We start from the raw sequence: 8,539 nt of genomic DNA on the forward strand, positions 1-8,539 counted from the left end.
ACCGACCGCAACTGTTTCGTCGGCCCCGCCGTACCGAGAGACATGCAGCGATCGGTACACACCGACCGGGACCGGTTCCGCGAGGTCGCCGCCGCGGCGCCCGCGGGAGCCCGGGTCCCGGTCGAGCGCCGGGTCGCCGTCGACGACCCCTTCGCGGCCTACCGGCGCGCTCGCGACGGCCCCGGGGGCTTCTGTTACGAGACCACCGGCGGCCAGTCCGGCTGGGGGTACTTCGGCGTCGACCCGGTCGAGCGGCTCACAGTCTCCGGCGACGCGGTGATCGCGTCCGAGGGCGGGAGTGGTGGGTCCACCGGCGACTACCGACGGCCGAGCCCCACGCTCGCGGCGCTGGAGGGGGTCATCGACGGTGAGGCCCTCGCGCGCGGCGACTGCGACGTCCCCTATCCCTGCGGCGCGTTCGGGTGGCTCTCGTACGACGCCGCCCGCGAGCTGGAGTCGTTCGCGGAGTCGGCGCCGGCGGGTCCCGGGGCGGTCGACGACCGGGGACTCCCCCGGCTGGAAGTTGGCGTGTTCGACCGCGTGGCGGCGTGGGAGTGTCCCGCGTCCGACGCCGCCGAGGCCGTCACCCTCCGCGTGACCGCCTGCCCGCCTGTTCTCGAGGGGCTCGACGACCCCGACGGCGACCGCGACGCGCTCGACGCCCTGTTCGACGAGGGCGCGTCGCGCGCCGGCGACCTGATCGACCGGATCGAGTCGGGTGACCCCGCGGTCGGGTCGGCACCCGATCCGGATGCGTCGACGGCGACCTTCGAGAGCGACGTCGGCCGGGAGGGATACGCCGAGGCGGTCAGTCGGGTGAAGGCGTATATCCGCGACGGCGACACCTTTCAGGCGAACGTCTCCCAGCGACTGCGCGCGCCGGCCGCGGTCCACCCCGTCGAGGCGTACGACGCCCTCCGGCGGGTGAACCCCGCGCCGTACTCCGGGCTGATCGAGTTCTCGCGGGAGCAGGGCGCGAGCGAGGGTGGCGCGGACGAGAGAGACGACGGCCCGTCCGGCGTTGACCTCGTGAGCGCGAGCCCGGAGCTGCTGTTGGAGCGGATTCCGGCCGAGTGCGGCGACTCCGGTACCCGTCTCGTCACGGAGCCCATCGCCGGCACCCGTCCCCGAGGCGAAACGGCGGGAGCGGACGCCGACATGGAGGCGGAGCTGACCGGCGACGCGAAGGAGCGCGCGGAACACGCCATGCTCGTTGACTTGGAGCGCAACGACCTCGGGAAGGTCTCGCGGTTCGGCACGGTCGACGTGGCGGAGTACCGCCGCGTGGACCGGTACAGCGAGGTGATGCACCTCGTGAGCCTGATCGAGGGGGAGGCGCGGTCGGACGTGGGGCTCGCCGACGCGATCGCGGCGTGTTTCCCCGGCGGGACGATCACGGGCGCGCCAAAGCCGCGGACGATGGAGATCATCGACGAGTTGGAGGAGACGCGTCGGGGCCCCTACACCGGTTCGATGCTCGCCGCGGGCTTCGACGGGCGGGCGACGCTCAACATCGTCATCCGCACGCTGGTCCGACGCGCCGCGGAGTACCACCTGCGGGTCGGCGCCGGGATCGTCCACGACTCCGAGCCCGACGCGGAGTACGAGGAGACGCTCGCGAAGGCCCGGGCGCTCGTGACCGCGGTCGACGAGGCGCTCGCGGCCGGCGGGATGGCGGTCGAGGAGGGGAACGCGGATGACTGACGACGCCGATCGGTCGGCGGGGGCCGGCTGGCGACCCGGCGCGGGCGATTCGGACGCGCGGGTTCTCGTCGTCGACAACTACGACTCGTTCGCGTACAACCTCGTCCAGTACGTCGGCGAGGTCGCCGGCGCGGTCGCGGTGCGGCGCAACGACGCGGTCGACGTCGATGGGATCCGCGCGCTCGACCCCGACGGCGTCGTCGTCTCTCCGGGGCCGGGCACCCCGGCGGAGGCCGGCGTCTCGATCGACGCGTTCGAGCTCGACCGCCCGGTGTTCGGCGTCTGTCTCGGTCACCAGGCGCTGTGTGCGAGCCGGGGGAGCCGGGTGAGTCACGCGCCCGAGGTCGTCCACGGGAAACCCTCGACGATCACCCACGACGGCGCGGGCGTGTTCGCGGGGCTCCCCGACCGGCTCCGCGTCGGCCGGTACCACTCGCTGTGCGTCGAGCGCGAGGACCTCCCCGACGAGCTGGTCGAGACCGCGCGCACGGACGAGGAGCGCGAGGTCGTGATGGGCGTCCGTCACCGCGAGAAACCCCATATCGGCGTGCAGTTCCACCCCGAGAGCATCCTGACGCCGCGCGGGAAAGCATTGGTGCGGAACTTCGTGGAGGTGTGCGAGACGCATGAGTGAAGAACTCCGCTACCACGTCGACGGCGAGGTCGTCCCCGCCTCGGCGGCGACCGTCTCGGTCGAAGACCGCGGGTTCGCCTACGGCGACGCCGCCTTCGAGACGCTGCGCGCGTACGGCGGCGAGATATTTCGGTGGGACGACCACGCGGCGCGGCTCGCGGACACCTGCGAGACGCTCGGCCTCGACCACGGCATCGCGGACTCGGACCTGCGGGCCCGGGTCGACGAGACGCTCGCCGCGAACGACCTCGCGGACGCGTACGTGAAGCTCTCCGTGACTCGCGGGGTCCAGCCCGGCACGCTCGACCCGCAGCCCGAGGTCGACCCCACCGTCGTCGTGATCGCGAAGCCGCTCCCCCGCGGCGGGGTCGACTCGGAGCCGGTCCACGACGGCCCCGCCGCGCTCCAGACGACGAAGACCCGCAAGCCCGCCTCGCGGGCGCTCCCGGCCGACGCGAAGACGCACAACTACCTCAACGGAATCCTCGCGCGGCTGGAGCTGCGCGTGACCGGCGCCGACGAGGCGCTCATGCTCGACCCCGACGGGAACGTCGCCGAGGGGGCGACCTCGAACCTCTTCTTCGCCGACGGCACCGCGCTCAAGACGCCCTCGCTCGACGGGCCGATCCTCCCCGGCGTGACGCGCCGCACCGTGATCGAGATCGCCGAGGCGGAGGGGATACCGGTCGAGGAGGGGACGTACGCGCCGGACGCCGTGCGCGAGGCCGACGAGGTCTTCCTCACCAACTCGACGTGGGAGCTCCGGCCCGTCGAGACGGTGGACGGGCTGCGCGTCGACGGCGACGGCGAGGGCGTCGAGGGGCCGCTAACCGCGTTGATCTCGCGGCTGTTCGATCGGCGCGTGGAGGAGCAGTACTACGACGGCGAGCGGTTATAGGAGATTTGCGCTCGCTTATAAATGATCGTTGCTCTCGACGGATCGACGGGGAACACCTCCAAAGCCCCAGCCGCTCGTTTATAAATGTCTGATCGCGGATCGACGGTGAACGCCCCAAAGCCCCAGCCGGTGAGGCGGGCGCACGCTCGCTGCGGTCCTCAGTCGGTCGCTTCGCTCACTCCCTGTGGTCCTTGCGTCCCCTGCGCCCGCCTCACCGGCTGCCCCTTTGAGTCCCACCCCGCACCGCCACCGCAGCCTCACACCTCCCCAGCCTCGTCAGCCGGCCTTCGCTTCGCTCCGGCCGGCTGACTCCCTCGCGCGTGCACCTCGCGCCCTGCGGGCGCTCGGCGGCACGCGCCACCGCAGAGTTGTTTATAAGTAACACTACCGGTCGATCCCGCCCGCGCCGTCGACGACGGTCTCGACGTCGCCGGGCGTGATCACCGCGAGGTCGCCGTCGACGGTGCGCTTCAGCGCGGCGGCCGCGGCGGCCCACTCCAGCGCGTCGGCCACGCTGCCCCCGTCGACGCGCTTCGCGAGGTAGCCGGCGACGAACGCGTCGCCGGTGCCGATCGCGTCGTAGGTGTCGGCCTCGAAGACGCCCTGCTTGTGGATCGCGCCGTTCCGGAGCGCGACCGCGCCATCCGTGCCGCGGGTGACGACCACCGTCTTAAAGCCGAACTCCGAGGCGAGCCCGTGGGCGATCTCGACCGCGTCGCCCTCCCGGTCCAGCACCTCGCGGGCGTCCCGCCGGGGGACGAACAACGTGTCGACGTGCTCGAAGAGGTCCTCGTAGGCCGCGCGGGCGGTCTCGGGGTCCCAGAGCTTCGACCGGTAGTTGAGGTCGAACGACCGCGTCGTCCCGGCCTCGCCCGCGGCGCGGAGCAGGGCCGTCGTCGTCTCCGCGGCCCGCTCCGAGAGCGCGGGCGTGATCCCGGTCGTGTGGAAGCGCTCGGCCGCCTCCAGCGCCCCGGTCGGTAGCTCCGCGGGCGTGACCGTCGTGATCGCGGCGTCCGCGCGGTCGTAGATCACGGTCGTCCCGCGCGGCTCGCCGCCGTGTTCGAGGTAGTACGTCCCGAGTCGGCTCGTCTCCGGGTCGGCCCACGACACGCCGGTCCGCACGCCGTGGCTCCGGAGCTCGCCGACGATCCGGCGGCCGAGCGGCGACTCCGGGAGCTTCGAGAGCCAGACGGCGTCGGCCCCGAGCCGCGCGGCGCCGACCGCGACGTTACTCTCGGCGCCGCCCGCCTGCACGCCGAGGGTCTCGGTGGTCTCCAGCCGCTCGCCGCGCGGCGGCGAGAGCCGGAGCATCGTCTCGCCGAACGTCACCAGGTCCGTCACGCCGACCACCTCGTCGGCGCGGCCGTCGCGGTCGCCGCGGTCGCCGCGGTCGCTGCGGTCGCTGCGGTGTGCATACCGCAGCGTCGGCGAGGGAGTACAAAAGGACCCGCGATCGGCGGCGGTCACCGCAGCGCGGACGCCAACGCGACCGCCCCGAACAGCAGCAGCGCGAGCGCGGCGACCGGCTGGCTCCCGGCGGCCGCCAGGTAGACCCCGTAGACGACCGCGACCGAGAGCCCGCCCGCGAGCAGGTTCGTCCCGGCGTGGACGGCGACGTTCCGGCGGGTCCGGGCCTCCCGCCCCACCTGCTCGCCGAGCGCGATCCCGTGGTCCGCGAGGTCCCACGCGAGCGCGAGCGCGACCCCGGCCGCGAGCAGGGGCTCGACCGCGCCGCGGAGGTACCCCGCGAGCGCGATTCCGGCCACGCCGACCCCGGCCGCCCACGAGAGGACCCGAGGGGACCGCCGGAGCGATCCGGCGAGGAGGCCGGCCGCGGCGAGGCCCACCAGCGCCCCGCCGGTCGGCGCGGCGAGGAACGCGGACAGCGCCGCGACCGCGCCGGCGACGAGGCTGGCGACGACCGCGCTCGTCGGCGGGCGTGCGTCGCGCTCGCGGTCCTCGGGCGCGTCGGGCGGCTCCCGATCGCCGGTCGTCGCCCCCCGGCTCACCGCGACCACCTCCCGGTGGCCCGCGCGACCGCGACGGGGAACGATCGGTCGCTCCACTCGACGGCGCGGATCCCCGCCGCGCGCAGCTCCCGGAGTCGCTCGCGGCGCTCGAACGCGACCAGTCTGGTTCCGGGCGTGCCGCCGGCGGTCGCGTCCGGCGAGAGGACGGTGACGAGGTGGCCGTGGGCGTCGATCCGCCGCGCGAGCGACGCCGCGTAGTCGTCGAGCAGCGGGGTGAAAAAGAGCACCTGCGCGTCGGCCGGGAGTCTCCGTCGGAACCGCCGGAGCCACAGCGACTGGTAGAACTGCCCCTCGCTCGGGGTCGGCGCCAGCGCCGGGTCGGTCGCCAGCGTCTCGCGACCGCGGGCCGCGTGCGCCGTGCCCGCTCCCGGCGCGAGCCAGCAGTCGCGCGGGCCCAGCGCCGCGATCCCGACCCGGTCCCCGCCGTCGAGCAGCGCGGTGAACGCCTGCCCGGCGGCTTCGACGCTCGCCTCGACGGCGGTGTCGGCGTCGGGCCGGCTCGCGGCGTACGCCGACTCGCGGGCGTCGATCAGGAGGACGACGGTCGCGGCCCGCTCCTCGCGGAGCTCGAGCGTCGCCAGCTCCCCGGTCCGCGCCCGCCGGTTCCAGTCGATCCGCTTGACCGGATCGCCGCGGCGGTACTCGCGGGTGGCGTGGAACTCGACGCCGGCGCCGCCGACGTCGGTCGGCACGCGGCCGTGGTAGATCGTCGTCAGCCCCCGCAGGGGGAGGTCGCCGCCCGCCGACAGCTCCGGCGTGCAGACGATCCGCGTGGGGGTCGCGAGCGCGGTCGTGCGCTCTCGGGAGCCGGCCGCGTCCCGCGTGATCGCCCGGGTCGGCTCCCACTCGTGCTCCCCCCGGCTCGCCCGGACGGTGTACTCGAAGGCCGCCGTCGCGCCCGGTCGAAGTGCGGTCGCGATCCGCGCCGGGCCGTCGACGACCGCCAGCCCGGGCGGCACCCCGTCGACGAGCCGGAGGTCCGGGAGCGGGGCGTCGCCGACGTTGCGCGCCCGGACCGTGACGACCACCTCGTCGCCCGGCTCCGGCCCGTCGTCGCTCACGGTCCGCTCGATCTCGACCGTCGCCTCGCGCGCCTCGCCGATCCGGGCGTAGACGGCGTATCCCACGCCGACCGCGCCGGTCAACACGAGCCCGGGCTGCCGGGCGACGACGCCGATTCCGACGAGCGCGAGGGCGACCCCGGCGATCCCGTCCCACCTCGCCGTCTCGGACCGCCTGAGGGGGGTGCGCTCGGTCATCGGGTCCGCAGTCGTCGGGTCCGCCGTCATCGGATCGCCGTCGTCTCCGCCGTCACCGCCCGCGGCGTCACTGGTCGCGGCCTCATCGCCCGCGGCGTCGACTCCGGCGCTCATCGGGCCGCCCCCGCCGAACCGTCGGGGCTGTCAGAACCGTCGGGGTCGAGCCGCTCGACCGCGTCGATAGCGGCGCGGAGCCCGTACCCGTACCGCGACCGGCCGCGGAGCGCGGCGCGGACCCGGACGCCGACCGGATACGACGCGTCGCCAGCGAAGAACGCGGCGGCGGTCGGGTCGTCGGTCCAGGTTCCCAGCTCGACGGCGCGGTCGGCCGCTCCGGTCGAGCAGTTCCGCTCTCGGGCGACCGCCGCGACCGCGACCCCCCGGACCCGCTCTCGGAGTTCGCGGCGCGAGGCGTACCCCCCGAGGGACGCGGCCGTCATCCGATCGATCCGCTCGTCGAGCTCGGCCCCGGGCACGGTCGCGGGCGCCCGCCGCTCCGGTTCGCCGGGGTCGGCGGTCCGCCGGTCGCGGCCGCGGCGCTCGTTCGCGTACCGGGCCCCCTGCGCGACGGCGAGCGCGCCGATGAGGGTGACGACGACGGTCGAGGGGTCGATCGCGGCCGCGATCGACCGGTTCGCGACGGCGACGAACCCGACCGCGACCGCGGCGACGCCGACGAGCGCGAGCGGGCGCACTACTGATCACCTCCGGGAGCCGCCGAGCCGCCGTGTCGCTCCTCGATCCGCCGCAGCGCCTCGACCGCCCGCCGCTCGCGGTCGTCGGTCGCGTCCTCGCCGCCGTACCGAACCCGCTCGAAGGCGCCGGTGAGGTCCTCGACCGGCTCCTCGTCGACGCCGGCGTCGACCGCCGCGGCCGCGAACTCCGCCGGCGTCGAGGAGGCGGGCCGGTCCACGTCGAGGACCCTCGTCATGTCGCGCCAGGCGCGGTACACCTCGTTGTCGGCGTCCGACGCCTCGATCCGGTCGGCGGCCCGGCCGGCGGTCCGCCCGACCGCGGCGAGGTCGGGCTCCGGCTCTCCGGGGTCGTCCCCGGCGGCGGCCGTCGACCCCCCGTTCGCCTCGTCGTCGCCGCCCGCGAGGAGGAGCACTCCGACGCTCGCGACGAGGGCGACGACGACGACGAGCGCGAACAGGAGCTCCGGCGCCGAGGCCGCCCCCTCGCCCCCGCCGGCTCCCCCGCCGCCGGCGGCGCCTTCCGGGAGGATCCCCTCGTCGGGACCGGCGACGCCGATATCGAACTCGGCCTCGGTCGACCCCGTTCCGCAGGTGGCCAGCGCCGCCCACAGCAGCCCGACCGGGAGGCCGACCGCGCCGGCGGCCGCGAAGGCGGCGAGCGGCGAGCGCGTGTCCCGGTAGGCAATCGCCGCGATCCCGAGCAGAACCCCGAAGAGCAGTATCAGCGCCGGGGGCTCGCGGAGGAACTCGTAGCACACCGGCTGCGTCGCGAGCGAGAGCTCGCCGCCGGGCGACGGCGAGAGGCCGGGGTCGCCCGACTCGTCGCCGGCGCTGGGCGCGTCGCCCTCGCCGCCGCCGAACCCGCCGCCGCCGAGGCTGACGGCCGAGTCGAGCGTCGCAGCGGCGACGCCGAGCGCGACGACCGCGAGGAGGGCGAGGACGACCGCGAGGAGGGTGTCCCGCTTCACGTCCGTGGATACGCCGTCCCGGAGGAATAGCTTTCGGCGAGAAAGGGGGCCGGGGAACGGCGGAAAACGGGGGCTGGGAGACGGCGGGAAACAGGGACGGGGAGACGCCGCGGCCCCGAACTACCCCTCCGACCCGTCGACCGCGTCGTCGAGGGGGGTAGTCGGGAACAGCGCGTCGACGTCCGGCTCCGGGTCGATCAGTCGGTAGGCGGTCCCCTCGGGCTCGACGACGCCGGCGTCCGCGAGGTGATCGAGGTGCGCGAACGCCTCGCCGGGGCCGTGGAGGACGTGGATCTCCGAGAGCTCGCCGAACAGCGCGGACGCTGTCTCTTATACACATCTCTGATGGCG

At 74.8% G+C, this 8,539-nt stretch carries 8 protein-coding genes and 1 pseudogene; 3 read left to right on the forward strand and 6 right to left on the reverse strand.

Annotated features, from left to right (window positions below; genetic code table 11):
• Positions 1-42: 42 nt before the first annotated feature.
• The 3 genes from C468_RS11355 to C468_RS11365 are packed head-to-tail and all read left to right on the forward strand — an operon-like array spanning position 43 to position 3,236.
• The gene (locus tag C468_RS11355; protein ID WP_008849034.1) at positions 43-1,704 is read left to right on the forward strand and encodes an anthranilate synthase component I family protein; all 1,662 of its coding nucleotides are present in this window, start codon (positions 43-45) and stop codon (positions 1,702-1,704) included.
• Entirely contained in the window at positions 1,697-2,338 is a 642-nt protein-coding gene (locus C468_RS11360) for an anthranilate synthase component II (RefSeq protein ID WP_008849035.1), read from the forward strand. The genes C468_RS11355 and C468_RS11360 overlap by 8 nt, the downstream gene beginning before the upstream one ends.
• A complete protein-coding gene (locus tag C468_RS11365) occupies positions 2,331-3,236 on the forward strand; it encodes an aminotransferase class IV (protein WP_008849036.1) in 906 nt (301 codons plus the stop codon). Before C468_RS11360 ends, C468_RS11365 begins: the two co-directional genes overlap by 8 nt.
• Positions 3,237-3,620: 384 nt before the next feature.
• Here the strand turns inward: C468_RS11365 and kdgK1 are convergent, their stop codons facing one another.
• From kdgK1 to C468_RS19015, 6 genes and pseudogenes are all read right to left on the reverse strand, one after another.
• Positions 3,621-4,586 (reverse strand): bifunctional 2-dehydro-3-deoxygluconokinase/2-dehydro-3-deoxygalactonokinase, encoded by a 966-nt coding sequence (gene kdgK1 / locus C468_RS11370; protein ID WP_193788257.1) that lies wholly within the window; start codon positions 4,584-4,586, stop codon positions 3,621-3,623.
• 113 nt (positions 4,587-4,699) lie between these two features.
• Positions 4,700-5,302: a DUF7519 family protein gene (locus C468_RS11375; RefSeq protein ID WP_008849038.1), complete on the reverse strand. Its 603-nt coding sequence runs from the start codon at positions 5,300-5,302 to the stop codon at positions 4,700-4,702.
• Entirely contained in the window at positions 5,242-6,639 is a 1,398-nt protein-coding gene (locus C468_RS11380; RefSeq protein ID WP_008849039.1) for a DUF58 domain-containing protein, read from the reverse strand. Before C468_RS11380 ends, C468_RS11375 begins: the two co-directional genes overlap by 61 nt.
• Complete coding sequence (locus tag C468_RS11385) at positions 6,636-7,220, reverse strand: DUF7269 family protein (RefSeq protein ID WP_008849040.1); 585 nt, start codon at positions 7,218-7,220, stop codon at positions 6,636-6,638. The genes C468_RS11380 and C468_RS11385 overlap by 4 nt, the downstream gene beginning before the upstream one ends.
• Positions 7,220-8,188, reverse strand: a complete 969-nt coding sequence (locus C468_RS11390; protein WP_008849041.1) for a DUF4129 domain-containing protein — start codon at positions 8,186-8,188, stop codon at positions 7,220-7,222. Before C468_RS11390 ends, C468_RS11385 begins: the two co-directional genes overlap by 1 nt.
• A 120-nt stretch (positions 8,189-8,308) precedes the next feature.
• A pseudogene (locus tag C468_RS19015) lies at positions 8,309-8,518 on the reverse strand (MBL fold metallo-hydrolase); the annotation flags it as partial.
• Positions 8,519-8,539 lie beyond the last annotated feature (21 nt).

It is taken from the genome of Halorubrum kocurii JCM 14978 (assembly GCF_000337355.1).
Taxonomy (GTDB): domain Archaea; phylum Halobacteriota; class Halobacteria; order Halobacteriales; family Haloferacaceae; genus Halorubrum; species Halorubrum kocurii.